Annotated in this window: 26 protein-coding genes; 10 read left to right on the top strand and 16 right to left on the bottom strand. The window is 68.2% G+C overall.

The genetic code is table 11. From position 1 onward, the window contains the following. The first annotated feature begins 9 nt into the window (after window positions 1–9). A complete protein-coding gene (locus ACVBD7_RS07265) occupies window positions 10–708 on the top strand; it encodes a glutathione binding-like protein (RefSeq protein WP_458096823.1) in 699 nt (232 codons plus the stop codon). Between the two features lie 276 nt (window positions 709–984). Further along, entirely contained in the window at window positions 985–2,355 is a 1,371-nt protein-coding gene (locus tag ACVBD7_RS07270; protein ID WP_458096824.1) for a PleD family two-component system response regulator, read from the top strand. Between the two features lie 96 nt (window positions 2,356–2,451). Here the strand turns inward: ACVBD7_RS07270 and ACVBD7_RS07275 are convergent, their stop codons facing one another. The 12 genes from ACVBD7_RS07275 to ACVBD7_RS07330 all read right to left on the bottom strand — a co-directional run bounded on the left by ACVBD7_RS07275 (window position 2,452) and on the right by ACVBD7_RS07330 (window position 12,688). Further along, window positions 2,452–3,270, bottom strand: a complete 819-nt coding sequence (locus tag ACVBD7_RS07275) for a CHAP domain-containing protein (RefSeq protein ID WP_458096825.1) — start codon at window positions 3,268–3,270, stop codon at window positions 2,452–2,454. Between the two features lie 273 nt (window positions 3,271–3,543). Further along, on the bottom strand, window positions 3,544–3,894 hold the full coding sequence (locus ACVBD7_RS07280) for a RidA family protein (protein WP_458096826.1): 351 nt from the start codon (window positions 3,892–3,894) through the stop codon (window positions 3,544–3,546). Window positions 3,895–4,104: 210 nt separating this feature from the next. After that, the gene (locus ACVBD7_RS07285) at window positions 4,105–5,082 is read right to left on the bottom strand and encodes a Gfo/Idh/MocA family protein (RefSeq protein ID WP_458096827.1); all 978 of its coding nucleotides are present in this window, start codon (window positions 5,080–5,082) and stop codon (window positions 4,105–4,107) included. Continuing rightward, complete coding sequence (locus ACVBD7_RS07290) at window positions 5,082–6,359, bottom strand: MFS transporter (protein WP_458096828.1); 1,278 nt, start codon at window positions 6,357–6,359, stop codon at window positions 5,082–5,084. Before ACVBD7_RS07290 ends, ACVBD7_RS07285 begins: the two co-directional genes overlap by 1 nt. A 6-nt stretch (window positions 6,360–6,365) precedes the next feature. Further along, the gene (locus ACVBD7_RS07295; protein ID WP_458096829.1) at window positions 6,366–6,758 is read right to left on the bottom strand and encodes a hypothetical protein; all 393 of its coding nucleotides are present in this window, start codon (window positions 6,756–6,758) and stop codon (window positions 6,366–6,368) included. Beyond that, a complete protein-coding gene (locus ACVBD7_RS07300; RefSeq protein WP_458096830.1) occupies window positions 6,755–7,252 on the bottom strand; it encodes a hypothetical protein in 498 nt (165 codons plus the stop codon). Before ACVBD7_RS07300 ends, ACVBD7_RS07295 begins: the two co-directional genes overlap by 4 nt. 48 nt (window positions 7,253–7,300) lie before the next feature. Further along, window positions 7,301–8,923 carry an NTP transferase domain-containing protein gene (locus ACVBD7_RS07305; protein ID WP_458096831.1) on the bottom strand — a complete coding sequence of 541 codons (1,623 nt, stop codon included), beginning with the start codon at window positions 8,921–8,923 and terminating at the stop codon, window positions 7,301–7,303. Next, window positions 8,920–9,603, bottom strand: coding sequence for an XdhC family protein (locus ACVBD7_RS07310; RefSeq protein WP_458096832.1), 684 nt, complete (start codon window positions 9,601–9,603; stop codon window positions 8,920–8,922). Before ACVBD7_RS07310 ends, ACVBD7_RS07305 begins: the two co-directional genes overlap by 4 nt. Next, window positions 9,600–9,920, bottom strand: a complete 321-nt coding sequence (locus ACVBD7_RS07315; protein ID WP_458096833.1) for an XdhC family protein — start codon at window positions 9,918–9,920, stop codon at window positions 9,600–9,602. The genes ACVBD7_RS07310 and ACVBD7_RS07315 overlap by 4 nt, the downstream gene beginning before the upstream one ends. After that, a complete protein-coding gene (locus ACVBD7_RS07320; protein ID WP_458096834.1) occupies window positions 9,917–11,071 on the bottom strand; it encodes a vWA domain-containing protein in 1,155 nt (384 codons plus the stop codon). The genes ACVBD7_RS07315 and ACVBD7_RS07320 overlap by 4 nt, the downstream gene beginning before the upstream one ends. Continuing rightward, window positions 11,068–11,967, bottom strand: a complete 900-nt coding sequence (locus ACVBD7_RS07325) for an AAA family ATPase (protein WP_458096835.1) — start codon at window positions 11,965–11,967, stop codon at window positions 11,068–11,070. Before ACVBD7_RS07325 ends, ACVBD7_RS07320 begins: the two co-directional genes overlap by 4 nt. Window positions 11,968–11,977: 10 nt before the next feature. Further along, window positions 11,978–12,688, bottom strand: coding sequence for a CoxG family protein (locus ACVBD7_RS07330; RefSeq protein ID WP_458096836.1), 711 nt, complete (start codon window positions 12,686–12,688; stop codon window positions 11,978–11,980). Between the two features lie 226 nt (window positions 12,689–12,914). On the opposite strand from ACVBD7_RS07330, the gene prpB reads away from it, so the two are divergent. Both prpB and ACVBD7_RS07340 read left to right on the top strand, forming a co-directional pair. Continuing rightward, entirely contained in the window at window positions 12,915–13,835 is a 921-nt protein-coding gene (gene prpB, locus ACVBD7_RS07335; RefSeq protein WP_458096837.1) for a methylisocitrate lyase, read from the top strand. Next, entirely contained in the window at window positions 13,832–14,299 is a 468-nt protein-coding gene (locus ACVBD7_RS07340) for a DUF192 domain-containing protein (protein WP_458096838.1), read from the top strand. Before prpB ends, ACVBD7_RS07340 begins: the two co-directional genes overlap by 4 nt. A gap of 4 nt (window positions 14,300–14,303) precedes the next feature. On the opposite strand, the gene ACVBD7_RS07345 is transcribed toward ACVBD7_RS07340, so the two are convergent. Next, window positions 14,304–15,257, bottom strand: a complete 954-nt coding sequence (locus ACVBD7_RS07345; RefSeq protein WP_458096839.1) for an MBL fold metallo-hydrolase — start codon at window positions 15,255–15,257, stop codon at window positions 14,304–14,306. Beyond that, window positions 15,254–16,117, bottom strand: coding sequence for an ATP-binding protein (locus tag ACVBD7_RS07350; protein ID WP_458096840.1), 864 nt, complete (start codon window positions 16,115–16,117; stop codon window positions 15,254–15,256). The genes ACVBD7_RS07345 and ACVBD7_RS07350 overlap by 4 nt, the downstream gene beginning before the upstream one ends. 192 nt (window positions 16,118–16,309) lie before the next feature. Here ACVBD7_RS07350 and yajC point away from each other — a divergent pair, with 192 nt between their 5' ends. Next, window positions 16,310–16,657 (top strand): preprotein translocase subunit YajC, encoded by a 348-nt coding sequence (gene yajC / locus ACVBD7_RS07355; protein ID WP_458096841.1) that lies wholly within the window; start codon window positions 16,310–16,312, stop codon window positions 16,655–16,657. A gap of 115 nt (window positions 16,658–16,772) precedes the next feature. Here the strand turns inward: yajC and ACVBD7_RS07360 are convergent, their stop codons facing one another. Next, window positions 16,773–17,408, bottom strand: coding sequence for a superoxide dismutase (locus tag ACVBD7_RS07360; RefSeq protein ID WP_458096842.1), 636 nt, complete (start codon window positions 17,406–17,408; stop codon window positions 16,773–16,775). A gap of 143 nt (window positions 17,409–17,551) precedes the next feature. Between ACVBD7_RS07360 and ACVBD7_RS07365 the strand changes: the two genes are divergently transcribed. After that, window positions 17,552–18,334 carry a squalene/phytoene synthase family protein gene (locus ACVBD7_RS07365; protein WP_458096843.1) on the top strand — a complete coding sequence of 261 codons (783 nt, stop codon included), beginning with the start codon at window positions 17,552–17,554 and terminating at the stop codon, window positions 18,332–18,334. 16 nt (window positions 18,335–18,350) lie between these two features. Here ACVBD7_RS07365 and uvrA read toward each other — a convergent pair whose 3' ends face one another. Further along, window positions 18,351–21,248 (bottom strand): excinuclease ABC subunit UvrA, encoded by a 2,898-nt coding sequence (gene uvrA, locus ACVBD7_RS07370; RefSeq protein ID WP_458097655.1) that lies wholly within the window; start codon window positions 21,246–21,248, stop codon window positions 18,351–18,353. Window positions 21,249–21,583: 335 nt separating this feature from the next. Here uvrA and ssb point away from each other — a divergent pair, with 335 nt between their 5' ends. The 4 genes from ssb to ACVBD7_RS07390 all read left to right on the top strand — a co-directional run bounded on the left by ssb (window position 21,584) and on the right by ACVBD7_RS07390 (window position 26,108). Then, a complete protein-coding gene (gene ssb / locus ACVBD7_RS07375) occupies window positions 21,584–22,123 on the top strand; it encodes a single-stranded DNA-binding protein (RefSeq protein WP_458096844.1) in 540 nt (179 codons plus the stop codon). A gap of 127 nt (window positions 22,124–22,250) precedes the next feature. Next, entirely contained in the window at window positions 22,251–24,998 is a 2,748-nt protein-coding gene (gene gyrA / locus ACVBD7_RS07380; RefSeq protein ID WP_458097656.1) for a DNA gyrase subunit A, read from the top strand. Further along, on the top strand, window positions 24,991–25,497 hold the full coding sequence (gene coaD / locus ACVBD7_RS07385; protein ID WP_458097657.1) for a pantetheine-phosphate adenylyltransferase: 507 nt from the start codon (window positions 24,991–24,993) through the stop codon (window positions 25,495–25,497). The genes gyrA and coaD overlap by 8 nt, the downstream gene beginning before the upstream one ends. Window positions 25,498–25,532: 35 nt before the next feature. Further along, window positions 25,533–26,108, top strand: a complete 576-nt coding sequence (locus tag ACVBD7_RS07390) for a peptidylprolyl isomerase (RefSeq protein ID WP_458096845.1) — start codon at window positions 25,533–25,535, stop codon at window positions 26,106–26,108. Window positions 26,109–26,178 lie beyond the last annotated feature (70 nt).

Raw genomic sequence — 26,178 nt, forward strand, 5'->3', positions numbered from 1 at the left:
AGTTCGTGTATGACCATCGAGGTCTGGAGCTGGCCCACCCCGAACGGCCACAAGGTGCATATCGCCCTCGAGGAGCTCGGGCTGCCCTACCGCGTCGCTCCGGTGAACATCGGGGCAGGCGAGCAGTTCAGCCCTGACTTCCTGGCGATCACGCCCAATCATCGCATCCCCGCGATCGTGGACCCGGACGGCCCGGACGGGCGGCCGCTTTATCTCTTCGAGTCCGGGGCCATCCTCATCCACCTCGCCGAGAAGGCGGGTCGGCTGATCCCCGCCGACCCGATCGGGCGGGCCGCGTGCTTGCAGTGGCTGATGTTCCAGATGGGCGGCATCGGGCCGATGTTCGGCCAGTGGAACCACTTCGCCAATTACGCGCCGGAGAAGATCCCCTATGCCGTGGACCGGTATTCCAAGGAGGTTCGCAGGCTGTACGGAGTGCTCGAGAAGCGGCTGTCGGAAGCGACCTACCTAGCGGGCGAAGAATACTCGATCGCCGACATCGCCAGCTTCCCATGGGTCCGCACCCCTGATCGCCGCGGCATCGACATCGCCGAATTCCCGGCTGTCGGCAGATGGCTCGACGCGATCGCCTCTCGCCCAGCTGTGCAGCGCGGGCTTGCCGTGCTGGCGGATCGGCAGCGGCAGGGGCCGATGTCGGCGACCGAGCGCGATAACCTTTTCGGCGCGACGCAGTTCAACCGACGCTGACGGAGGACGGAGCGCCGCGACCGACAAGCCCGGATATTCCGCATCGCTCGATAGGGAACCGGGTCGTTGCATCAGTACCGCGAATCCCATTTCTCTCGGCGGAAGTCTTGTGTATCGATGTTCACGAGAACAGGCTGGGCGTTCGATGGTGCGGGAGTCGTCCTATCCTGATGGCTTCCTCTTCTTAATGGCCGCAAAAACAATGGGTTACAGGGCTATCCTGACACAGGACGTCTACATACGTGCCTGTTTCGATCAAAGCGGGATAGCCGGACAATGACCGCCCGTGTTCTGGTCGTCGACGATATTGCTGCCAATCTGAAGCTCCTCGAGGCCCGGCTGAACGCCGAGTATTATGAGGTGTCCCTGGCCAATTCCGGGGCTGAAGCCCTGCGTCTCGCCCAGTCCTGGGGCCCGGACGTTATCCTGTTGGACGTCATGATGCCCGGGATGGATGGCTACGAGGTTTGCCGGCTTCTGAAGGCCTCACCGCTCACCGTCCATATCCCGGTAGTGATGATCACCGCGCTCGTCGATCAGGCGGAACGCGTCCGTGGCCTTGAGGCAGGGGCCGACGATTTTCTTTCCAAGCCCGTTGATCATGCCACCCTCTTCGCGCGGCTCCGGGCCCTGCTCCGCACCAAGCAGGTGCTGGACGCCTTCCGGCTCCGGGCCGAGACGGCCAAGGACCTCGGCTTCGAGCCGATGCCCGACCCCGCGCGCAGTGTTGCCGGATCGCACGCCCTGCTCGCGACCGAGGACGATTCCGAGGCCGTCGCGCTCGCCAGCATCCTGGCTCAGGACGGCATCGTGGTAACGCGCGCGGCCGATGTGAACGTCGCCTGGGAACGGCTGCTGCACGAGGATTTCGACCTGGCTGTTCTCAGCCTCTGGCTGGATGATGGCGAGGGGCTGCGCCTCGCCTCCCGCATGCGCGCTCAGACCTCCATGCGCGAGGTGCCCGTGCTGTTGGTGGCTGATGCCGACCAACGGAACCAGGTGCTGCGCGGATTTGATCTGGGCGCGAACGACCACGTGCTGCGCCCGGTGGACGCCAACGAGCTGCGCGCCCGTGCCCGAAACCAGATCCGCCGCAAGCGCTACCAGGAGCGGCTGCGGGCAGACCTGCAACGCAGCCTGGAAATGGCGGTAACGGACAGCCTGACGGGGCTGCGGAACCGCCGCTACGTCACTCGCCATCTGGAAGGTCTGCTACGCGCCGGCGGCGCCACCCTTCTGCTAATCGACGTGGACCGCTTCAAATCGGTTAACGACACCTACGGCCACGCTTTCGGTGATGCCGTACTCCGGGAGGTGGCCGAGCGCCTACGCCTGCATCTGCGCGCCGTGGACGTGGTGGCGCGCTTCGGGGGTGAGGAGTTCGTCGTCGCCATGGCACCGCAGCCCGCCGACGACGCCGAGATGGTGGCGGAGCGGCTTCGTCTCTCGATCTGCGACACCCCGGTTCAGGTGGGCGACCGCTCACTCGAGATCAGCATCAGCATCGGCGTTGCCGTCGCGGTGCCGGATTGCACCGTGGACGAACTGGCCGCCACCGCTGACCTCGCGCTCTATCGGGCCAAGGCGAACGGCCGGAACCGCGTGGAGCTTGCCGATGCTGCCGACTGGGTTCGCAGCGAAGCCTGAAGCGCCCGCCCGCACCCTCGGGTAGCCGGAATCGAAAAGGGGTGGCGGACCGTGGTCCGCCACCCCTTTTGCCTGTCCCCCTGACAGGACCGCCGTTCAGCGGCTGCTCTCGACCCCAAGTCCACCGACCGAGGTGTTGATGAACCGGAGGTGGGAGCTGGGCGCGGGCGCCTCGGCCACCTCCTGCATATCGCGGCCGCCGCGCACCATCATCGGGCCACGCGGCGCCGCGGCGCCCTCGGGGCGGTTGAAGATGAAGCCGTAGGTTGGATAGGTCCGGCCGTAGGTGTCGGAGTCATGCCCGACCTGTACCCGAACTGCGGTCCAGTCATTGGAGTCCGAGACGTCCACGACGGAGATGTTCTGGGTCACGGTGCCCTTCCGGATGCCGGGGCCCTCCCAGTTCGCATGGTGAATGCGGATCTCGCGGGCGCTCACCTGGCGCTCTACCACGGCCACATGGCCGGACCGCATGCCGCCCGACGAGCGGAAAACCAGGACCGAGCCGGCCTCAGGGCGCTGTCCGCGCTGGTACATGCCGGCGGCATTGTTCCACCAAGTACCGCCGTTGCCGGTCACCTGCATGCCGGTGACCATGCGCACATAGGGAACGCAGGAGATGCTGCCGCCGCTATAGGACGCGGCCTGGCTGGGTGCCTCGCGCCGGCTGGCGCCGTGGCGGAAAGCGAAGGCCTTGGTGCTGGCGCGTTGGGCCCGGACGGGCTCGGCCCGGGACGCTTCAACGCGGCGGGCCGTCGGCGCGGCAGAGCGGGAAGCGGAAACGTGCTTCGCACCACCCCGGCTAGGAGAGGAGGCCTCGGCCGTGGAGCTCAGCTGCGGTGCGAGGACCAGGCCGCAAGCGGCGAAGATCGCAACGGCAGTGCTTTTTGCCTGCATGTAGTCCCCCAGGATCAAGCCCGTACCCCTCTGGCCGGTTTGGCCGGCGCCGCCATCACTGGCGTTGTCACGGACGTGTTATCCTTGGGTGGTGAAACCCGGACAACCTTCGCCTGTGTTTCAGGTCGCAACGAGGTGTGATTCGGCTGGAGGAGCCCACTCATGGAAACGCGATCGGGATGGCATTCCTACTGAAACGCCAAGCAGCAGGAGCATGCCACAGTGTTGCGGCCGATCAGACACAGGCGGCAGGTGGAATGACGCCGGAATCCGGCGTCATTCCTTTCAGCCTCAGCGGCAGGCAGAGACCATAATCTCAACGAGATGGCGCGGATCCGCCATGTTCGCCTCAACGCAGGCGCGCACGGGGGCGCCGCCCTCGGGGAGCCAGCTCACCCAAAGCTTGTTCAGCGCGTCGCGGTCGCGAATGTCCTTGAGCCACACCTGGGCCTGGAGCAGGCGCGTCTTATCGGTGCCGTGCTCCTCGAGCGCGGCGTCGATCTTGTTCAGGATCTGCTGGGTCTGGCCGGACACGTCCTGGGACAGGTCATCGGCGGTGATGCCGGCGAGGTAGACGAAGCCGTGATACTCGACCGAGGTCGAGAGGACCGGGCCGACGCCCTTGCGAAGGATCGCGCTCATGTTTGAAAGCTCCGAGGCCGGAATGGCGCGGGGCTTCTAGAGCGGATCGGGGCAGGGCGGAACTGCCAGCTGCGGGAATTGCCGTTCGAGCCGCTACTTGGGGTAAGGCTATGGTGTGCTCGCACCCGCCTCCCCTAGCACCTGCCAGACCTGTCCACGCCTCAGGTCCTACAAAGAGGCTGCAACCCAAGGGCGGTCGCCGCAGCTCTATCAAGCAACCAGCGCCGGCCCTCCGCTGGCATTCGCGTGGATCATTGTCTCGAAGACGCTGACTCCATGGACGGCCTCATCCAGCGGAAGCGGATAAGCCGGCCCGCCGGCCACGGCGGCTGCAAAGGCTTCCAATTCAGAGCGCTCAATGTCGGTCGACTCGAACCGGCGCTCCCAGCCCTGGCCGTCTCTTGGCTGGAAGACGAGGGTTTCGGGATCCCGCTGCTCCACCCGTCCCTGGCTGCCGAACAGCGCCACCCGCCAGACCCGCGGGGCGGAGGCGAGGGTGGCGAACAGGCCCGTGGGTCCGGCCCGGAAGCGGCAGAGCATGGCGGTGGTGTCGTCCAGCCCATTAGTGAGTACCTGGGCCTGGCTGATGACCGAGACGCGCTCGATCGGGCCGGCGAGATTGATCAGCATGTCGATCATGTGGATGCCCATCGCGCCCATGCCGCCAAGCGGGCTCTGATGCGGGTCGGCTCGCCACATGCCGGGCTTCCAGCTATCGGCATTGGCGCCGCTGATCTGGCCTTCCAGATGCAGTAGGGTGCCCAGGGCGCCCTCGGCCAGCAGGCGCTTCATCTCGGCGACGGCAGGCAGGAAGCGGCGGTTGTGGCCGAGCGCCAGCACTACGCCGGCGTTCTGGCAGGCCTCCACCGCGGCTTCCGCGCTGGCCTTGGACAGCGTGAAGGGCTTTTCGACAAAGACGTGCTTTCCCGCGCGGGCGGCGGAGATCACCTGCTCGGCATGCTGGCCATGAGGCGTGGCGAGCACCACCGCCTGAACGCGTGGGTCAGCCAGCACCGCGTTGAAGTCGGGCAAAAGATCCAAGCCCTTCTCCGCAGCCCAGCTCTGCGCCTTCTCCGGCGTGCGCGTGGCGCCGGCGACGAAGCGGATGCCCGCCCCGTTCCGCCCCTGCACGCTGTTCACCAGGGTCTGCCCCCAACGTCCCATCCCGATCAGTGCGGCATTCAGCATCACAGCGCCTCCTCGGCTTTTCTGGCGGCGGGAGATTCCAGCGAGGCCGCGATCCGGCCAATGCGGGAAACGCCCCATGCAAAGACGATCAGGGCGAGCCCGACCGCCACAAGGGTGGGCAGGCGAAGCCCCAGCGCCTCGCCAGCAAGGCCGAGCGCGAGCGCGCCAATTGCCGGGCAGGCGCGCGTGACCAATGCCCAAAGCGACATCACCCGCCCGCGCATCGACGGTGCCGCCGCGGTCTGGGCCAGGATCTGCACGGAAATCCCGTGCGCGGAGGCGCTGGCCCCGATGGCTGCGCCGCAGAGCAGCGCAAAGCCGAAATGGCCGGTCGCCACGAAGCCTGCTGTCGCGGCAGCCTGGGCAAGGATCCCGAGCACGGCAATCCGGGTCGTGCCCGTCAGCCGCCCGCGCGAAGCGACCGCGATCCCCGAGACCAAAGCGCCCACTGCGAATGACGCCGTGAGCATCGCCATCGACTCAGCGCCACGGCCGAACAGCCGCTCGACATACGGAGGCAGGATCTCCTGCACCCCGCGCAGCAGGATCGAGGAGACGGCTGAAAAGGCCATGATCGGACCCAGGCCGGGATGCCGGGCGGCGTAGCGCAGGCCCTCGACCGTTTCGGCGAGGAGCGAAGTGGTGGCTGGGTGTCCGCGCCGCTGGTCCGGGTCCACCCGCAGCCAGGGCATGGAGAGAACGGCGTATCCCTGGCCGATCGCGTTGCAGAGGATGGCGGGCGCGACGCCCCATCCGGCGATGATCGGCCCCGCCAGACCCGGCCCGACGAAGCGCGCCACATTGAACAGAAGGCTGTTGGCCGCGACCGCGGCGGGCAGGTCCTCCCGCGCGACGAGGGCGGGAATGAGGGTCTGACGTGCTGGCTGGGTGAAGCAAGCGGCGGTGCCGCTGACCATTTCAAGCGCGAAAAGCAGGCCGATGGAGATCTGGCCGGTGGCGGCAAGGGCAGCGACGGTCAACGCCTCGAGGCCGATCACGCCCTGGGACAGCATGGTGAGCCGAACCCGGTCCACCCGATCCGCCACGGCACCGGCGACGGGGCTGACCAGCACGGCCGGTGCCAGGTCGGCAAAGGCGATCAGCCCGACCCAGGCGGCGCTGCGCGTCAGCTCCCAGGCCAGCCAGGCGACGCCGATCCGGTGCATCCAGAGCCCGGTCCAGGCGCCAAGGCTGGCGCCGAAGAAGATGCGCGCGTTCCGGGTAGCGAGCGCCCGGCTGAGCGGGCCGGCAACAATTCTGGAAAGGGGGGAGGGCAAGGCGCCTCAGCGCCTCCGCCGACCTCCGCTGGCAGGAGCAGAGCTCGATTCGGGCGTGGCCGCGGCAGGGCTGGCGGCCGCGGGGCGAGACGGGTCGGCCACGCCCGTGTTGCGCGAGCATTCGGCCGCCATCCGGTCGCGGTCATAGACCTGGGCGATCTGGTCGGTGATGACCTGCGGGCCCAGATAAGAGCTCGTTCCGATCCGGGCGTTGTAGTCGTCCTGCCGCATCAACTGGCCGCGGTCGCGGTAGCGCACCACGCGCTCGGCCTCGGCGGTGCAGGCGGCGCTCACACCGGCGCGGGCGCCTTGCGCCCCGCCGCCGCCGGCGGCCTGGGGTGCTGGCCCGGCACAAGCCGCCATCAGAAGGGGGAGCAGCGCGAAGGGCAGGGGTTTCATGCGGGCGTTGCTCCGGTGGGCTCGTTTTTCGCCAGGGCTGACGTCGTCAGGCGCGGCCGCGCGAGGCGGTGGCGCAATCCCTCTTCATCGAAGCGGGCGGCCTCGTCCAGGGGCTGCGTGGCGGCGGCGCGCAGAAGATCGGGATGAAGCACCGTTCCCTCCCGCCCGATGTCGAACATTCCCCGCATCCAGGGGGCTCGGCCCATTACCTCCAGCAGGGCAAGGAGGCGAAGGAGGATAGCCACGCCCTCGGCATGGTCGAGTCCGATGCGGCGATCCAGCGCCTCGGCCCAGCAGCAGGCATCGCGGTCCTCCAGCACGAGGTCGAGCGCGGGGTCGGTGGCGTTGCGGCCCTTGAAGCGGAAGTAGCGCGGTGGGCCTTCCAGCGCGGCCGTCGCGGCGTCCCGCGCCATGTCCCACGCACGAAGGAGGGCACGGGGCGCAACGGCGGGAGTGGCGTCCGGGGTGAAGGGAATGGCGAGAGCGGTCGGCATTCCCGATCAGGTGGGATGCCGCTGCCAGAACGTCAGGTCTTGACCGCGTTACAACCCCTTCAGCGTGTCCGCGGTGTCGAAGTCGCGCAGCACGCCGTCATCCGCCATCTCCACGTTGTGCAGCCGGTCGGCATGGCGGCCGGTCAGGTGGCGGGCGCCGACATCGCCTGAAATGGAGAGGATCTCCCCGAAGAACTCGCGCGACCAGAGTACGGGATTCCCCTGCTTGCCGCGGAAGGTCGGCTGGACGATCGCGCGGCCCTCCTCTGGGTCGAAGCCAGCAATGATGCGGTCCAGCATGGCTGTGCTGACCAGGGGCATGTCGCCGAGCATCACCAGCACCCCTTCCACATCCGACGGCAGGGCCGCGATGCCGGCTTTGAGGGAGGCTGAAAGCCCTTCGGCGTATCCCTCGGCATGGGTCATCAAAACGGGGCGGCCGGAGAGCGCCTCCTCCACCTTCTCGTGCTCGTGGCCGGTGACGACGAGAACCGGGCGGGCGCGGCTGGCGAGAGCGTTGTCCACCACCCGCGCGATCATCGCTTGGCCTGCCTTGTCGGTGACCATCAGCTTGTTCAGCGGCGCCATCCGGCGTGACCGGCCGGCCGCGAGAATCAGCGCCGCCACCTTCCGCGGGCGGCGTGGCGGAACCACAGGGGCGCTGCGCGGGGCCTCTCCGCGGGGAAGGGGACGCGTTTCGATCTCCTTCAAAAGACCGCCTACGCCCATCCGCATAATGGCTTTCGGGGTGACGGGAATGCCCGCAAACAGCCGTTCAAGCACCCAGTCGAAGCCGTTCACCTTCGGGCTGCGGGCGCAGCCCGGCAGGACCATGGCCGGGATTTCCCCGATCCGTCCCAGGCAGAGAAGGTTCCCGGGGTCCACGGGCATGCCGAAATGCTCGATCACGCCGCCGGCCCGGATGATGGCAGCCGGTGCCACGTCCCGCCTGTCCACCACGGCGGAGGCGCCCATTACCAGCAGCAGTTCGGCCCCGGCCTTGCGCAGCCGGGCTAGGGCTTCGGCGACGGCGGCGGTGTCATGGGCGCAGCGCTCGGGCGCCAGCAGCGTGCCGGCCAACGCCTCGATGCGGGTGCGGGTGGCGTCGATGCCGTTCTCGATCACCGCTTCCTTCATTCCCGGCAGCTCAGAGCTGACCAAGCCGACCTTCAGCGGGCGGAAGGGATGGAGCGAGAGAGCGGGGGCGCCGCGCAGCATGGCCTCGGCCACCTGCAGCGCGCCGGCGGGAACGGCGAAGGGGATGACCTTTAGTGTCGCCAGCATGTCCTTGGGCTGCACCACCGTGAAGTCGGCCAGGGTAGCGAGGGTGAGGCTCTCATCCAGCGCGTTCAGCCGGTCCACCATGGCCGCGTCCACGCGCAGCAGGCCCTGGGTCTCGGCAACGAGGTTCACACGGCCCGTGGCGGCACGGGTGCGGGCGATAAGGGGACGAAGGATGGCATTGGCCATCCGGTCCGCCGCCTCGTCCTCCGGCACGTCGCCGGATTCGAGCCGGGCAGCGATGACCTCCGGATGACCTCCGGCGCGCAAGGCCTCGATGGCCTCTGCATCCAGTACCGTGCCCTTCTTCAGCACGCGTCCGGGCAGGCGGAGGGTGTGGGCGAGGACGGCACCGCGCGCCTCCTCCAGCCGGGTGGGGCCGAAGATCATAGCGGCTTACCGCGCCGGGCCGCGACGACCTGGGCAATGACGGAAAGGGCGATCTCCGGTGCAGTGACCGCGCCGATATCGAGCCCAACCGGCGCGCGGATGCGGGCAATCGCCTCGGCGGAATGACCGGCCTCGGCCAGGCGCTCCACACGCTTGGCATGGGTTCGGCGGCTGCCGAGGGCGCCGATGTAAAAGGCGTCAGAGCGCAAGGCCACGTCGAGCGCCGGATCGTCCAGCTTGGGGTCGTGGGTCAGGGTGACGATGGCGGTGCGGAGATCGGGCTTGAGCGCCGTCAGCGCGTCATCCGGCCACTCATCCATCAGCGTCGCGTCGGCGGTAAAACGTTCCTCGGTAGCGAAGGCGCGGCGGGGGTCCACCACCGTGACCGCCAGGCCCACCATGGCCGCCATGGGCACCAGCGCCTGGGCGACATGCACCGCGCCGACGATGATCAGCCGGGGCGGTGGGGTCTGGGGCTGAACGAACCAGGTCTCGCCCTCAACCGTTACCGGCCCGGCCTTGTCGTCCCGCAGGGCGGCTTCGGCGGCGTCGGCCAGGGCGGGAAGGGCAGGCTGGTCGGGGTAGAGGCTCTGCGCGCCGTCCGGCATTCGCGTGAGCAAAGCGACGGGGCGGCGGGCTGTGCGGGCAGCCTGCAGAACCTCGAGGGTGTCAGGTGTCACGCCAGCGGTTCCACAAAAACCTTCAGCTTGCCGCCGCAAGCGAGGCCGACTTCCCAGGCGCGCTCGTCAGTGATGCCGAAATCGAGCAGTTGGGGCTTGCCGTCCTTCATCACTTGCCGGGCGATATCGGCCACCGCCCCCTCGATACATCCGCCGGAGACAGAGCCGGCAAGGCGGCCGGTCTCGGTGACCGCGAGGCGTGAGCCGGCTGGGCGTGGGGAGGAGCCCCAGGTTTCCACCACGGTGGCCAGCGCCACCCGCTCTCCTTCCGCGCGCCATGCGCGGGCGGTTTCCAGGATATCCTCGGTTCCGCTCATCGGGGCCTCCTGTTGCGCTCCCCATCGGCCGAAAGCGTGGCGACCAGGGTGCGCAGGCTGTTCAGGTTATGCACTTGGCGATGCTCGTGCACATGCGGGAGGAGGGCGCGTATGCCGGCGGCGCGGGGCTGGAACCCGGCATATCGCAGGAGCGGGTTCAGCCAGATCAGCCGTCGGCAGGAGTGGGAGAGGCGTTCGGCCGCCTCCGACAGCCCCTCGGCACCGCCGCGATCCAGCCCATCGGTGATCAGCAGCACCACTGCACCCTGGCCGAGCACGCGACGGGCCCAAAGGTGGTTGAAGCGGTCGAGCGCCTCGCCGATCCGGGTTCCGCCCGACCAGTCCGGCAGGATGTGGGAGACGGCCTGGAAGGCGACCTCCGGATCCCGGTTCCGCAAAGCGCGAGTGATATTGGTCAGACGCGTGCCGAAGACGAAGCTGTGGACACGGCTTCGATGGTTCTCTACCGCATGCATAAAATGCAGCAAAATCTGTGCGTAACGGGCCATACTTCCCGACACGTCGCACAGCAGGACCAGTGGCGGCGGGCGAGTAACCCGGCGGCGGCGGGAGATGGTGGCGATCTCGCCCCCGAGCCGCATTGAGGCGCGAATGGTTGCACGTAAGTCCACGCGTGGGCCGGACGGGTCTGGCCGGAAACGTCGCGTTGGACGTTCCTCGAGGGGGAGGGACAGGCGGCGGATCTCGCGCTTGGCCGCCTCCAGATCCTCGGCCGTCATTGCTTCAAAATCAAGCCGGTTCAGCCGTTCGGCGTCACTGACCGTGAGGGCGGAGTCTTCGCGCCGTTCGGGCTCGCCACCAGGCTGGGGCGGGCTCGCGCCAGGCATGGCATCAGACACCCGGCGAGCAACGGGAGGGATACCGTCCGGCGGCTCGTCGTCGGGTGAGGAGGCGCGGATGGGAGCATCCGGGTTGCGCCAGAACAAGTCGAAAGCGGCGTCGAAAACCTCGAAGTGGTCGCGCCGATGGACCATGGTCGCGCGCAGGGCAGCGCGGAACGCCTCGCGGTCAGAAAGTGGGATATGGGCGAGGGCTACCGCGGCGGAGAGGCCCTCTGCAGGGCCGACAGGCAGTCCGGCTCGGCGCAACACCCGGCCGAAGGCCATCAGATTGGGCGCAAGGGCGTTCACGCCGTCGCCTCGCGCGCCTCCTCCACCCGGCGGGCCAGTTCGGCCCCGCGCAGCTTGGCGATATCGTCCTGGTACTTCAGCAACACGCCCAGCGTGGCCTCGGCCGTGGCCGGTTCCAGCTCGCGCCGGTCCAGGGCGGTGAGGGCACGGGCCCAGTCCACCGTCTCGGCGACCCCGGGCGGCTTGAAGAAGGCGTCTCCGCTCCGCAGGCCCTGCACAAAGGCGACCACCTGGGCGGAAAGTGCCGCAGGCACCTCCGGCGCGCGTCGGGCTAGGATGGCACGTTCGCGCGCGGCGTCGGGGTAATCCACCCAGTGATAGAGGCAGCGCCGGCGGATGGCGTCGTGCACCTCCCGCGTGCGGTTCGATGTGATGACCACCACGGGAGGTGTCTCGGCGCGGATGGTGCCGAGTTCGGGGACGGTAATCTGGAAGTCAGCCAGGACTTCAAGGAGAAAGGCCTCGAAGGGCTCGTCCGCCCGGTCCAACTCGTCGATCAGGAGCAAGGCAGGGCTGCCCTCGATTGCCTGCAGCAGCGGGCGCGGTTCGAGGAAGCGGCGGTCATACAGCCCGCGCTCCAGTGTGGCGCGATCGGCCTCGTCTGAGGTCTCGGCCAGGCGGATCGCCATCAGCTGGCGGGCGTGGTTCCACTCATAGGCTGCAGAGGCCAGGTCCATGCCATCATGGCATTGCAGCCGCACCAGTCGCCGCGGCAGCTGGGCGGCCAGGACCTTGGCGATCTCGGTCTTGCCAGTGCCGGGCTCGCCCTCCAGCAGGATGGGGCGACCCATCGCCAGGGCGAGGTGCACTGTGGTCGCGAGCGCCCTGTCGGCGACGTAGCCGCCGGCCTCGAGGAGGGCCTGGGTGGCGGAGACGTCGGCCGGGGGCCCCGCCACGGGTGACGCGTCAGCCAAGGACGAAGAGCAGCGCCATGATGCCCAGCCAGACCACAGTGCCGATCCACAGGGTGATCGGGAGACCGTAGGGCTCGCGCGGGATGGCGGCGAGCATAGCGCCGATGCCGCCGTCCCGCACCGAAGCCATGGCCGTCTGCGGTGTGGAGTTGACGCTGGTGCCGGGGCGCCGGGTGCCGGGCTCCGGCTCGGGCACCATCGTGCCGGGAACGCTGGGAACGGTGTCAGTAGCAGCCATGGTGTCCGTGGTGGTCGGGGTTGCGGGTGCGAGCTGGGCGGCGAAGCGGTCGAAGAACTGGTCGGCCATCTGGCGCGCTGTGCTGTCAACGAGCCGGGCGCCCAGCTGGGCCATCTTGCCGCCCACCTGAGCCTTCACATTGTAGTTGAGCGTGGTGGTGGAGGGGCCTTCCTCCACGAGCGAGACATCGGCCCCACCGCGGGCAAAGCCCATGGCGCCGCCCGAGCCCTCGCCGGTGATGGTGTAGCCGGCCGGCGGGTTGACGTTAATGAGCGTCACCTTGCCGCCGAACTTGGCGGACATCGGGCCGATCCGCACGGCCACCTTTGCTTGAAAGCTATCGGGCCCCGTGCGCTCGACCGACTCGCAGCCGGGGATCGAGGCCTGGAGCATGGCGGGGTCGTTCAGCGCTTCCCAGACCCGCTGGCGCGGCGCCTCGATGCGGCGGCTGCCCGTCATGTCCATGCGTGCTGCTCCATCGTTCTCGTGCCGTGGCGCGCCGCAGCGCTGTTCCACCTCGCGGCGCAACCTAGGCGCAGGGCGGCGCGTGGGAAAGGCCTCGCGGGGCGGAGGGCAGTCGCGGCAGGGACGACCGGACGTATCTGGCCGCTTCAAAAGCCGGGTGGTAGCTTCAGACTATGCGGTCGGGGCGTCGCCCGTTCGCCCGCGAGACCCATCCCGGGAGAAGAGCATGCCCTATGTGATCGGTGACGACCTGCCGGATGCCCCGGCCGGCACCCGCTTCCGTGCCCTGCTGGAGCGCCCGGGCATCCTGCGCCTGCCGGGCGCGCAGACGGGGATGGCGGCTCTTCTGGCCAAGCGGGCGGGGTTCGAGGCGCTTTATATGTCTGGCGCGGCGATGTCCGCTGGGATGGGCCTGCCGGATCTCGGAATGATCACGGTGGACGACGTATGCTGGCATATCCGCCAGGTGGCCCGTGCCTCCGCCCTCCCGGTGCTGGTGGATGGCGACACGGGTTATGGCGAGGCCCTGAACGTCATGCACATGGTCCGCGCCTTCGAGGAGGCGGGGGCGGGCGCCGTGCATCTCGAGGACCAGCTGCTGCCCAAGAAGTGCGGGCATCTGAACGACAAGAAGCTGGCCGATGCGCATGACATGGCGGCCAAGGTGGCAGCCGCCCGCAAGGCGCGGCGGCACCTTGTGGTCATTGCCCGGACCGATGCGGCGGCGAGCGAGGGAATGGACGGGGCGGTGGCCCGGGCCAAACTGTACCTGGAGGCCGGCGCCGATGCGATCTTCCCCGAAGCGCTGAACACCGCCGAGATGTTCCGCGAGTTCGCCCGCCGGATGCCAGGAGTGAAGCTGCTGGCCAACATGACCGAGTTCGGCCGCACCCCCTTCTTCACAGACAAGGAGTTCGAGGAGATGGGGTACTCCATGGTGATCTGGCCGGTCTCGGCCACCCGGGTCGCGAACCGCGCGATGGAGGAGCTTTATGCCGCCATCAATCGCGACGGTGGCACCCAGGGCATGGTGGAGCGAATGCAGACCCGCACCCAGCTCTACGAGGCAATCGGCTATCACGAATACGAGGCGCTGGATCAGACCCTGGTGAAAACCGTGGTGCCTGAGGGGATGCCCCAGCGATGAACCGCCGCCTTCTTCTCGGCCTCCTGGCCCTCGCCCCCGCCGCTGCCCTGGCGCAGGACGGGCCTCAGCCCAAGTTGCCGACCGAGCCGCTGGTCATCGTCACCCGCGACGGCAAGCGGCATGAGTTCCAGGTGGAAATGGCGCTCGACCCACAGCAGCAAATGGTCGGGCTGATGTTCCGCCCCTCCGTTGGCGAGAAAGAGGGCATGCTGTTCGATTGGGGACAGCCGCGCGAGAGCAGCATGTGGATGCGCAACACCATCACCTCGCTCGACATGGTGTTCATCACACAGTCCGGCGTGATCCTGCGGATCGCGGAGCGGACCGTACCGCGCAGCCTGGCCACGGTCAGCTCGAACGGCCCGGTGCGGGCAACGCTGGAACTGGCGGCCGGCACGGCGGAGCGGCTGGGCCTGCGGGTGGGCGACAAGGTGGAGCAGCGGATTTTCGGAACCGCCCGCTAGCTCCTCAGAGCGGCAGAGTGATCGTCTCGCCAAAGCGCGGGACGATGAAGTCGCCCATTGCCAGCCCTGCTTCGTGACAGGCCGCCACCAGGGCGCGCGGGGGCTCGTCGATGCCCTCCTGAGTCAGCTTGAACGTGCCGAAATGCATGGCGATTGCGGTGCGGACGCGGAGATCGGACCGGGCCCGCACCGCCTCCCCCGGATTCATGTGGACCGATCGCATGAACCAGTTCGGCTCGTAGGCGCCGATCGGGATCAAACCGATTGAGAAAGGGCCCAGTTCCTTCCCGATTCCGGAGAGATGGGCGCCATACGCTGTGTCCCCCGCGAAGAGGATCGAGCCCGCCGCGCCGCGGATGGCAAAGCCGCCCCACAGGGCGCGGCCGCGGTCGTGTATGCCGCGGGCGGAGAAATGATGCGCGGGGATGTAGGTGATGGCGGTGTCGCCGATGGTGGTCTCGCCCCACCAGTCCAGCTCCTCTGCCCCAGGAATACCGTTGCGGGCGAGGATGGGCGCGTTGTTCAGGCCGGTGATGATGCGAGGAACTGCCAGCCGCCGGAGGGTCGGGACATCCAGGTGATCGTAGTGGTTGTGGGAAAGCAGGACCGCATCGATCGGCGGCAGCGCTTCTAGCGCCAGCCCCGGTGCGCGGGCGCGGCGGGGACCGAGAAATGAAACGGGGCTGCAGCGCTCGGACCAGATCGGGTCCGCTAGCAGGGTCGGGCCGCCGGCGATGCGGATGAGGAAGGTGGCATGGCCGATAAAGGTGATGGCGGCATGGCCGGGCGGGGGCTCGGCCGGCATCGGTTCGGGCGCGTCGACGACGTGACGGGGCCAGGGTGTGCCGGAACCCTCGCGCATCATGCGCCAGACCTCGCCGAGCGAGTTGCCGGACGGACGGCCGTCCGGGTTCAGGAACCGGCCGTCCGGGCCGCGCCGGGCGCCCTCCCGGCTCAAGCCTTCACCTTCACGCCCAACTCGCCGGCCATGTCGAGCGCGAACTGCCAAGCGACGCGGCCGGAGCGCGCGCCGCGGGTGATGGTCCATTCCTTCGCGCGGGCCAGCAGTGCATCGCGCTCGATTGGCAGGCCGAGCGCCCTCGCGTAGCCCTCGACCATGGCGAAGTAGGTGGGCTGGTCGCAGTTGTGGAAGCCGATCCATAGGCCGAAGCGATCGGAAAGCGAGACCTTTTCCTCCACCGACTCGCTTGCGTGGATCGCCTTCTGCTGCTCGTTCTCTATCATGTCCCGCGGCATCAGGTGGCGGCGGTTCGAGGTGGCGTAGAATACCACGTTCTGCGGGCGCCCGGCGATGCCACCGTCCAGCACCGATTTCAGCGCCTTGTAGTCGGCATCCTCCCGTTCGAAGGAGAGGTCGTCGCAGAAGACGAGGACGCGGCGGGGCTGCTCTCGCAGGATCTCCAGCAGCTCGGGCAGGGTGGTAATGTCCTCCCGTGCGATCTCGATTAGGGCGAGGCTGCCGGGGATCTCGGCATTGGCCTGGGCATGGGCCGCCTTCACCAGGGAGGACTTGCCCATGCCGCGGGCGCCCCAGAGCATGGCGTTGTTTGCCGGCAGGCCGCGGGCGAAGCGGAGTGTGTTTTCCAGCAGCAGGGTCTTCTGCGCTTCCACACCCTGCAGAAGAGAGATGTCCACCGCCGAGACGCGGCGGACAGGGGCGAGGCGGGCGCCGTTGGTGGAATGGGGGGAGGGGTGCCAGATGAAGGCGTCCGCGCCGTCCAGCCTGGGCACGGCATGGGTGGCGGGAGCGATGCGCTCCAGCGCCTCCGCGATGCGGGTCAGCAGGGCTTCGTCCATCGGTGTTTCCTGGCAGCGCTCTGGGGTGCCCTTCCGCCTCAACTTGACGCGGGGGGGCGGGCAGCTAGTTTCCGCCCCGTGAAGCGTTGCCCGCTTCAGCTTGTCAACTGAGCGCGTGACCGGCGCCGGCGGCCAGATGGCCCTGGGTGGTTACGCGCCACCCCACAACGCGCGGACGGAAGCCCAGCCCCAATGTTCATCTCCCCGGCCTACGCCCAGGATGCGGCCGCCGGCGGCGCGACCGGCATAATCATGCAGTTCGCACCGCTGATCCTCATTTTCGTGGTGTTCTATTTCATCCTCATCCGCCCGCAGCAGCGGAAGATGAAGGAGCACCGGGACATGCTCGGCCAGCTCAAGCGGGGCGACCGCGTGGTGACCGGTGGCGGCCTGGTCGCCAAAATCACCAATGTGAAGGAGGGCTCGGACGAGATCGAGGCCGAGATCGCGCCGAATGTGCGCGTGACCCTCGTGCGCACCACGATTGGCAGCGTGATCCGCCCGACGCCCGCGAACGACGTCACACCCGCCAAGGGCTGATCCGGCACGTCGGAAATGAGAAGGGCGCCGCGGGGAGGACCCGCGGCGCCCTTTTTCGTTGAGGGGCCACCCCAATGGACGGCCCTTTTTGGAGGATCGCTACGCGATCCCCGAATCAGGCCGTCTGGCCGGAGGTCATGCCCTTGTCGAGCAGGGAGGCCACGAACTCCCAGTTCACCAGCTTGTCGAGCCAGTTGGTCAGGTAGTCCGGACGGCGGTTGCGGAAGTCGAGATAGTAGGAGTGCTCCCACACATCGACGCCGAGCAGCGGCGTGCCCTCACCGGTTGCGAGAGGGTTGGAGCCGTTCGGGGTCTTGGTGATCTTCAGCTTGCCGGAGGCATCCTGGATCAGCCAGGCCCAGCCCGAGCCGAACTGGGTCACGCCGGCCAGCTTGAAATCGTCCTTGAACTTCTGCAGCCCGCCGAGGTCGGTCTCGATCTTGGAGGCAAGCGCGCCGGGGATCTTGTCGTCGCCACCATTGGGAGACATCACCTGCCAGAACAGCAGGTGGTTCCAGTGTTGGCCGGCCTGGTTCAGCACGGGGGTGCCGTCAGCGCCCGCCTTGCCGGCCTCGGCCACGATCTGCTCGAGCGTTTTGCCCTGCAGGCCCTTGCTCTCGATCAGTCCGTTCAGCGCGGTGACATAGGCCTGGTGGTGCTTGCCGTGGTGCAGCTCCAGCGTCTCCTGCTGCATGCCACGGGCGGCGAGGGCGCCGGGATCATAGGGCAGGGGGGGCAGGCTGAAGGCCATGAGGCGTCTCCTAGCGGTGATTCGCAGCGCAATGTCGTGCCTCTCGGGGGCGCGGCCAAGGGTGCGAGGTCTCAATCCGCCGCGAGACGGATGCGGGCGCGGGCGCGCTTGCCAGCCCGGCGCGGCCGGTCCAAGGGGCGACGATGACCGAGGCGAATGCGCTCCCCGACATTGCGGGGCTGGTCCGGCAGAATGATCCGGACCGTTTTCTCTGCGCGCTGTTCGCGCCGGCAGAGCTGCGGGATGCCGTTTTCGCGCTGATCGCCTTCAACCATGAGCTGGCCCGTGCGCGCGAAGCCGTGCGCGAGCCCATGATGGCGCTGATCCGCTTGCAGTGGTGGCGCGAAGTGGTCGAGGAGGCTGCCGCCGGCGCCCCTGCGCGGCGGCACGAGGTCGCCACGCCGCTTTCCGCGGTCATCCGCTCGGGCCGGCTGGATCCCGCGGCACTTGAGGCAATGATCGAGGCGCGCGAGGTTGATGAGGGCGGGGCGGATGCCGTGCCGCTCGCTCAGCGGCTGCGGGGTACGGCGGGCGGATTGGCCGCCGAGATAGGCCGGGTGCTGGGCGCGCCGGAGAGCGCGATGGAGGCGCTGCGGCAGGTCGGGACCGCGTATGGCCTGGGCGGCACGCTGCGAAGTGCAGGGGTACTGGCTGCACAGGGGCGTGATCCCCTGCCGCAAGGCCCGGGGGCGGTCGATGAGGCAAGGCGGCTGGCCGGGGAGGGCCTGTCGCTCTTAAAGGAGGGGCGCCAGGACCTGGCAGGCTTGCCGAGGCAGGCCGTGGCCGCGGCCCTGCCGGCCGTGCTCGCCGAGCGTGACCTGCGCCGTGTTCTGGCGCCCGGCTGGAGCCCCGCCACCATCCCCGGATCTCGCGGCCTGGGCGACCGGCTGGCAGTCGCCTGGGCGGGGTGGCGCGGCCGGGTCTGAACCGGCCGCGCGCCCGTCAGGCCTTCTTACGCTTCTTCACGGGCGCCGCGATCGCCCGTCCTGCCAGGAGCGGCGCGAGGAAGCGACCGGTGTGGCTCTCGGGGCTGGCGGCCACCTGCTCCGGCGTGCCCTCGGCCACGATGCGCCCGCCCCCATCGCCGCCCTCCGGGCCCATGTCGAGCAGCCAATCAGCGGTCTTGATGACCTCCAGGTTGTGCTCGATCACCACCACCGTGTTGCCCTGGGCGACCAGGGCGTGCAGCACTTCCAGCAGCTTGCGGACGTCCTCGAAGTGCAGGCCGGTGGTCGGCTCGTCGAGGATGTAGAGGGTGCGGCCGGTGGCCCGGCGGGCCAGTTCCTTGGAGAGCTTGATGCGCTGCGCCTCGCCGCCCGAGAGCGTCGTCGCTTGCTGGCCGAGATGGATATAGCCTAGGCCAACCTCGGTCAGCACCCTCAGCTTGTCACGGATGGAGGGCACGGCGGAGAAGAACTCCAGGCCCTCATCCACCGTCATCTCCAGCACGTCGGAGATGGACTTGCCGCGGAACTTCACCTCCAGCGTCTCGCGATTGTACCGCTTGCCCTTGCAGGTGTCGCAGGTGACGTAGACGTCCGGCAGGAAGTGCATCTCGATCTTGATGAGACCGTCACCCTGGCAGGCCTCGCAGCGGCCACCCTTCACATTGAATGAGAAGCGGCCAGCCTTGTAGCCGCGCGCCCGTGAGTCGGGCAGTTCGGAGAACCAGTCGCGGATGGGCGCGAATAGGCCAGTATAGGTTGCCGGGTTGGAGCGTGGGGTTCGGCCGATCGGCGACTGGTCAATGTCGATGATCTTATCGAGATGCTCTAGTCCCTCCAGCCGCTCATAGGGGGACGGGACCGTGCCCGCGCCCATCAGGCGGCGCGCGGCCGCCTTGTAGAGGGTCTCGATCACCAGCGTGGACTTACCGCCGCCGGAGACGCCTGTAACGCAGGTAAAGGTGCCTAGCGGCAGGCTGGCATCGACCGCCTTCAGGTTGTTCCCGGAGGCACCAACTACCTTCAGCATTCGCTTCGGATCGGGCCTGCGTCGCTCAGCCGGGATCGGGACCGATCGGCGGCCTGACATGTAGGCGCCCGTTATGCTGTCGGGGTTGGCGGCCACCTCTTCCGGCGTGCCCTGGGCGATGATGCGGCCACCCCCGGCGCCGGCAGCGGGGCCGATATCCACCAGGAAGTCGGCCGCGCGGATCGCGTCCTCGTCGTGCTCCACGACCAGCACGGTATTGCCGATGTCCCGCAGGCGACGAAGGGTGCCGAGCAGGCGCTCGTTGTCGCGCTGGTGCAGGCCGATGGAGGGCTCATCCAGCACATAGAGCACACCGGTCAGGCCCGAGCCGATCTGGGAGGCCAGCCGGATGCGCTGGCTCTCACCGCCGGACAGGCTGGCGGAGCCGCGGGCAAGGGAGAGGTAGTCCAGCCCTACGTCGACAAGAAATCGCAGGCGGTCGTTGATCTCGCGCAGGATACGGCGTGCGATCTCCTGTCGCTGCGGGGAGAGCTGGTCAAAGACGGTAGCGAACCACTCCATGGCCTTGCGGATGGAGAGGTCGGAGGACTGGGCGATGTTCAGCCCCGCCACCTTCACGGCGAGCGCCTCTGGCTTCAGCCGGGCGCCGTTGCACACATGGCAGGGGCGGTTGGACTGATAGCGGGTCAGGTCCTCGCGGACCCAGGGGTTGTCCGTCTCGCGCAGACGCCGCTCGAGATTGGGGATAACGCCCTCAAAGGCCTTCTTCACCTCATAGGAGCGCAGGCCGTCCTTGTACTTCAGGGTCACCACATCGCTGGTGCCATGCAGGATAGCCTCGCGGACCAGCTTGGTAAGATCGGCCCAGGGCGTGTTCGCGGAGACCTTGAAGTGCCGGGCCAGGCTTTCGAGCGTCTGGTCGTAATAGGGCGAGGAGGAGCCGCCGGCCCAGGCCGCGACGGCGCCTTCGGCGATGGTCTTCTCGTCATCCGGTACCACCAGGGCGGCGTCGAAGAAGGTCTCGGTGCCGAGCCCGTCGCATTCCGGGCAGGCGCCCTGAGGCGAGTTGAAGGAGAAAAGCCGGGGCTCGATCTCCTCGATGGTGAAGCCGGATTCCGGGCAGGCGAAGCGGGAGGAGAATACCGTCCGTTCCCCGTTATCGGCACCCTCCAAGTAGACCACGCCGTCCGAGAGGCCGAGGGCGGTCTCGAAGCTGTCGGCTAGGCGCTGCTGGGCGCCTTCGCGGACAACGACGCGGTCCACCACCGCCTCGATGTCATGCTTCTTCTTCTTGTCGAGGGCGGGCACCTCCTCAATCCGGTAGAGGGTGCCGTTCACCTTCACCCGCTCGAAGCCTCGGCGCTGGAGCTCGGCGATTTCCTTCTTCCACTCGCCCTTCTTTCCGCGGGCGATGGGCGCCAACACCAGAAGGCGGGATCCCTCGGGCATGGCCAGGGTCCGGTCCACCATCTGGGAGACGGTCTGGGCCTCGATCGGCAGGCCGGTGGTGGGGGAGTAGGGGATGCCCACACGCGCCCAGAGCAAGCGCATGTAGTCGGCAATCTCGGTGACCGTGCCGACGGTGGAGCGGGGGTTGTGGGAGGTGGTCTTCTGCTCGATCGAGATGGCCGGCGATAGGCCCTCGATGCTGTCCACATCCGGCTTCTGCTGCAGTTCCAGGAACTGGCGCGCATAAGCCGAGAGGCTCTCCACGTAGCGGCGCTGGCCCTCGGCATAGATGGTGTCGAAGGCCAGCGACGACTTGCCGGAGCCGGAGAGGCCGGTGATGACCGTCAGCGTCCCCTTGGGGATGTCGAGGTCGATGTTCTTGAGGTTGTGCTGCCGGGCGCCGCGGATGCGGATGTACCCGCCGCTGCCGACTTCAAGGGCGCCTTGGTTGGCCAGGCGATTGGCTGTCGTTTCGGTCAGGTTGTCGGGCAAGCTGTCAGGCACGGGCAATCCGACCTTTTGTTCGCATTGTGTTCACGAGGTTGTGCCACCATATAATGGTGACGGGAAGAGGTCGCCGGGGGGCGCCCTCCTCCCAGCCCCTCGGGGGGTGGCCTCGCCGGCCCCCGGGGGGTAGTTTCCACGACCCGCCTGGGAAACCCGGGCGGACCATGGCGATTCGCGCGGCTCCCCCCAGGTGCCGGGCACGCGGCGCCGACACATGTGATAGAGAGGTTCCGGCCCGGGCCGCCAAGACTGGCGCTTCCCGGCCGGACAGGGATGTGGGTGGCATGGCCGGCGTCAACAAGGTGATCATCCTCGGCACGCTGGGGCGCGACCCCGAGGTGCGGAACTTCCAGAACGGCGGCAAGGTGGTGAACCTGCGGGTCGCCACCTCGGAGCGCTACAAGGACCGTGAGGGCAACCAGCAGGAGCGCACTGAGTGGCACTCGGTGGCCATCTTCAACGAGAAGCTGGGCGAGATCGCCGAGCGCTACCTGAAGAAGGGCAACCAGGTTTATCTGGAAGGCCAGCTCGAGACGCGGAAGTGGACCGATCAGGCCGGGGTGGAGAAGTACACCACCGAGATCGTGCTGAGGCAGTTCCGCGGCGAGATCTCGCTGATCGGCGGCCGCAGCCAGGGCGGTGGCGGCGGAGATGAGGGCGGTGGTAGTTTCGGCGGTGACCGGGGCGAGCGCGGCGGCTCCTCGGGCGGTGGCTACGGTGGCGGTGCACGCTCCGGCGGCGGAGCGGCCAAGCCCCGTAGCGGCGGCGGTGGTGGCGGCTGGGACGCGCCGAAGGCCGACCTCGACGACGATATCCCGTTCTGAGCCGGCCACTCCCGACCCGGCCGTTTCTGATCGAATTGGAAGAAGATAAGTGAGCGAGACGGAAGGCGGCGGCCCGCAGGACGAGCGGCCGTTCGACGAGACACAGCCGGTGACCCTCGAGGAGGAGATGCGGCGCTCCTACCTCGATTACGCGATGAGCGTGATCGTGGCGCGCGCGCTGCCGGATGCGCGGGACGGGCTGAAGCCCGTGCACCGCCGCATCCTCTTCGCCATGAACGAGAACGGCTTCACGGCCGACAAGCCCTACAAGAAGTCGGCCCGCGTGGTCGGCGACGTGATGGGTAAGTACCACCCGCATGGTGACAGCGCGATCTATGACGCCATGGTCCGCATGGCGCAGCCCTTCTCCATGCGCGTGCCGCTGATCGACGGCCAGGGCAATTTCGGCAGCATGGACGGCGATCCCGCCGCGGCTATGCGCTACACCGAGGCGCGGCTGGCGAAGTCCGCGACCGCGCTGCTCGCCGGGATCGACGAGGACACGGTCGACTTCCAGCCGAACTACGACGAGAGCGCGGAAGAGCCGCGCGTCCTACCGGCTGCCTATCCGAACCTGCTGGTCAACGGCTCCAACGGCATCGCCGTCGGCATGGCGACCAACATCCCGCCGCACAACCCGGGCGAGGTGATCGACGCGACGCTTGCCATGATCGCCGATCCGGATGTGACGCTGGAGCGGCTGCTGGAGATCATGCCGGGGCCGGACTTCCCGACGGGCGGCCTTATCCTCGGCCGCGCGGGCATCCGCGCCGCCTTCGAGACCGGGCGCGGGTCCATCCCCGTACGCGCACGCTGCGAGATCGAGGAGATGCGCGGCGGGCGTTCCGCCATCATCGTCTCCGAAGTGCCGTACCAGGTGAACAAGGCGACGCTGATCGAGCGCATCGCCGAGCTGGCACGGGCCAAGCAGGTGGAGGGCATCTCCGACCTGCGGGATGAGAGCGACCGCGACGGCATGCGGATCGTCATCGAGATTAAGAAGGACGCGACGGCGGAGGTGGTGCTGAACCAGCTCTACCGCTTCACGAACCTCCAGACATCCTTCCCTGTGAATTTCCTGGCGCTGGACGACGGAACGCCGCGCCAGATGGGCCTGCGCGACGCGCTGCAGGTGTTCATCCGCTTCCGCGAGGAGGTGATCAGCCGCCGCAGCCGGTTCCGCCTGAACAAGGCGCGCGATCGCGGCCACATCCTGATCGGTCTGGCGATCGCGGTCGCCAATATCGACGAGGTCATCCGCGTCATCCGCGCCAGCAACGACGCCGCCGCCGCGCGCGAGGCACTGATGGCCAAGGATTGGCCGGCGGGTGATATCGGCAGCCTGCTGGCGCTGGTGGACGACGCCGGTAACATCGTCCATGAGGACACGGTCCGCCTGACCGAGGCGCAGGCGCGCGGCATCTTGGAGCTGACGCTCCGCCGCCTGACCGGGCTCGAGCGCGATAAGATCAACCAGGAACTGGACGAGATCGCGGTCAGCATTCGCGAGCTGCTGGAGATCCTGTCCTCCCGTCCCCGGCGCCTGGAACTGATGGCGCAGGAGCTGGCGGAGGTGCGCGCGCAGATCGCCGTGCCGCGCATGACCGCGATCGTGGACGGGCTGGCCGACCAGGACGACGAGAGCCTGATCGAGCCCGGGCTGATGGTCGTGACGATCACCCGCGACGGCTATGTGAAGCGCACGCCGCTGGAGACCTTCCGCGCCCAGAACCGCGGCGGACGTGGCCGCAGCGCGGCGGGCACGCGGGAAGATGACGTCGTCATCCGCAGCTTCAACGCGCATACGCATCAGCACGTGCTGTTCTTCACCAGCCGCGGCATCGCCTTCCGCGAAAAGGTGTGGCGCCTTCCCGAGGCCGGGCCGACTGCGCGCGGCCGGTCGCTGCGCCAGCTGTTGCAGCTGCAGGATGGCGAGACCGTCACGGCGGTGCTGCCGCTGCCGCAGGATGAGAGCCTGTGGGAGAACCTGCACCTCGTCTTCGCGACGGTGCTCGGCAATGTCCGCCGCAACAAGCTGTCGGATTTCCGCAATGTCCGCGCGGCCGGCCTCATCGCCATGAAGCTGGACGAGGGCGACAGTCTGGTCGGAGTGCAGACCTGCCGCGAGGGCGACGACATTCTGCTGGCCACACGCCTCGGCCGCGCCATCCGCTTCACCGCGGAGGAGGGGGTGCTGCGCGTCTTCGCCGGGCGTGATTCCACGGGCGTTCGTGGCATCCGGCTGATTGGAAAGGGCGATGCGGTGATCGCGCTCTCGGTGCTGCGCCGGGTGCCGGCGACGCCCGATGAGCGCGCGGCTTATCTCAAGGTCGCCGCCGCCCGCCGCCGTGCCCAGGGCGAGGTGACGGCCGAGGAGGCCGCCGAGGCCACCGCGGCCGCCGAGGAGCTTGAGGAGAGCACCGAGGAGGTTGTGCTGAGCCCCGAGCGCACACAGGAACTGGCTGATTCCGAGGAGATCCTCCTCGTCGTCACCGATACGGGCTTCGGTAAGCGGACCTCGGCCTTCGAGTACCGCCGCACAGGCCGGGGCGGGCAGGGGGTTGGCAGCATCCCGCTGGGCCGCAACAAGGGGCATGCGGTGGTCGCCACCTTCCCTGTGCGGCACGGCGACGACGTGATGCTGGTGACTGACAACGGCCGCCTCATCCGCATGCCGGCCGACCAGGTGCGCGTCATGGGCCGTGGGGCTGCGGGCGTCACCCTCTTCCGCCTGGACAAGGGTGAGGCGGTGACCTCCTGCTTCCCAGTGGTGGACGACGGCAGCACGGCCGAGGCCGTTCCGACCGAAGCGGGTGCAACCGGGGCTGGCGCGATCGAAGCCGGCTCATCGGAAATCGGGGATGCGGATGCCTGAGCGGGTCGGCGTTTATCCCGGCACATTCGATCCCGTCACCAACGGGCATATCGACGTGATCCATCGGGCGGCGCGCCTGCTGGATCGCCTCGTGATCGGGGTGGCGATGAATGCAGGGAAGGGGCCGATCTTCCCGATCGAGGAGCGGGTGGAACTGGTCCGGGCCGAGACGGGCAGCATCGCCCACAGCACCGGCGCCACGATCGAGGTGGTCCCCTTCGAGGGTCTACTGGTCACCCTGGCGCGGGAGCACGGGGCGGGGATGATTGTCCGCGGTCTGCGAGCCGTTTCCGACTTCGATTACGAGATCCAGATGGCCGGGATGAACCGTCGGCTGGACCACGAGGTGGAGACGGTCTTCCTCATGGCCAGCGAGACGAACCAGTTCATATCCTCGCGCTTCGTGAAGGAGATCGCGCGGCTGGGGGGAGACATTTCCTCCTTCGTGCCCCAATTGACGCTCGAGCGCACGCTGAAGCGGGTCGGCCGCGGGGCGTGAGGCTGCCGGAACGGGACAAGGGACAGGACATGCAGATGCGTCGGCGCACGCTTCTTGGGACGCCACTTGCGGCGACGGCCGGGCTCGGGCTGGTGGCGATCGGCCGGCCGGCCCTGGCCCAGGCGGACCGCGAGAACACCCTGCTGCTGGATCTCAAGGACGGCCAGGTCGTCATCGAGATGCGTCCCGACCTCGCTCCGCGGCATGTCGAGCGGATCAAGGTCCTGGCTCGCCAGGGCTTCTACAACAACACGCCGTTCCACCGCGTGATCGATGGCTTCATGGCCCAGGGCGGCGACCCGACCGGTACCGGCACGGGCGGCAGCCCTTTGCCGAATCTGCCCGACGAGTTCGTGCCCGCCACCCGCGCGCGCTTCCTGCGCGGGACCTGTGGCATGGCGAAGACCGCGGCGCCGAACACGGCGAACAGCCAGTTCTTCATCTGCTTCGCGCCGGCGCCTTCGCTCGACGGCAACTACACGATTTGGGGTCGCGTCCTGTCCGGCATGGACAACGTGGACAAGATCAAGAAGGGCGCCGGTGGCAGCGGCATGGTGCAGGGCCCCGACCGGATCGTGCGGGCGCGCGTCGCGGCCGACGTACCGGCCTGATCCGCCTCAACTCCTAACCACCGGGCCGGTGCGGCATTGCCCGCCGGCCGAGAACTTGGAACCGAGACCA

The organism is Roseomonas sp. WA12 (assembly GCF_054165765.1).

What these genes read in the sequence shown, in the direction of transcription:
- ACVBD7_RS07280 (WP_458096826.1), bottom strand. Translation starts at nt 3,894, where the DNA reads ATGAGCGCGATCCTTCGCAAGGGCGTCGGCCCGGTCCTCTCGACCTCG.
- ACVBD7_RS07365 (WP_458096843.1), top strand. Translation starts at nt 17,552, where the DNA reads ATGACCGAGGCGAATGCGCTCCCCGACATTGCGGGGCTGGTCCGGCAG.
- coaD (WP_458097657.1), top strand. Translation starts at nt 24,991, where the DNA reads ATGCCTGAGCGGGTCGGCGTTTATCCCGGCACATTCGATCCCGTCACC.
- ACVBD7_RS07350 (WP_458096840.1), bottom strand. Translation starts at nt 16,117, where the DNA reads ATGGACGAAGCCCTGCTGACCCGCATCGCGGAGGCGCTGGAGCGCATC.
- ACVBD7_RS07330 (WP_458096836.1), bottom strand. Translation starts at nt 12,688, where the DNA reads ATGGACATGACGGGCAGCCGCCGCATCGAGGCGCCGCGCCAGCGGGTC.
- ACVBD7_RS07305 (WP_458096831.1), bottom strand. Translation starts at nt 8,923, where the DNA reads ATGATCTTCGGCCCCACCCGGCTGGAGGAGGCGCGCGGTGCCGTCCTC.
- ACVBD7_RS07315 (WP_458096833.1), bottom strand. Translation starts at nt 9,920, where the DNA reads ATGAGCGGAACCGAGGATATCCTGGAAACCGCCCGCGCATGGCGCGCG.
- ACVBD7_RS07265 (WP_458096823.1), top strand. Translation starts at nt 10, where the DNA reads ATGACCATCGAGGTCTGGAGCTGGCCCACCCCGAACGGCCACAAGGTG.
- ACVBD7_RS07360 (WP_458096842.1), bottom strand. Translation starts at nt 17,408, where the DNA reads ATGGCCTTCAGCCTGCCCCCCCTGCCCTATGATCCCGGCGCCCTCGCC.
- ACVBD7_RS07285 (WP_458096827.1), bottom strand. Translation starts at nt 5,082, where the DNA reads ATGCTGAATGCCGCACTGATCGGGATGGGACGTTGGGGGCAGACCCTG.
- ssb (WP_458096844.1), top strand. Translation starts at nt 21,584, where the DNA reads ATGGCCGGCGTCAACAAGGTGATCATCCTCGGCACGCTGGGGCGCGAC.
- ACVBD7_RS07295 (WP_458096829.1), bottom strand. Translation starts at nt 6,758, where the DNA reads ATGAAACCCCTGCCCTTCGCGCTGCTCCCCCTTCTGATGGCGGCTTGT.
- yajC (WP_458096841.1), top strand. Translation starts at nt 16,310, where the DNA reads ATGTTCATCTCCCCGGCCTACGCCCAGGATGCGGCCGCCGGCGGCGCG.
- ACVBD7_RS07270 (WP_458096824.1), top strand. Translation starts at nt 985, where the DNA reads ATGACCGCCCGTGTTCTGGTCGTCGACGATATTGCTGCCAATCTGAAG.
- ACVBD7_RS07340 (WP_458096838.1), top strand. Translation starts at nt 13,832, where the DNA reads ATGAACCGCCGCCTTCTTCTCGGCCTCCTGGCCCTCGCCCCCGCCGCT.
- ACVBD7_RS07300 (WP_458096830.1), bottom strand. Translation starts at nt 7,252, where the DNA reads ATGCCGACCGCTCTCGCCATTCCCTTCACCCCGGACGCCACTCCCGCC.
- gyrA (WP_458097656.1), top strand. Translation starts at nt 22,251, where the DNA reads ATGCGGCGCTCCTACCTCGATTACGCGATGAGCGTGATCGTGGCGCGC.
- ACVBD7_RS07390 (WP_458096845.1), top strand. Translation starts at nt 25,533, where the DNA reads ATGCGTCGGCGCACGCTTCTTGGGACGCCACTTGCGGCGACGGCCGGG.
- prpB (WP_458096837.1), top strand. Translation starts at nt 12,915, where the DNA reads ATGCCCTATGTGATCGGTGACGACCTGCCGGATGCCCCGGCCGGCACC.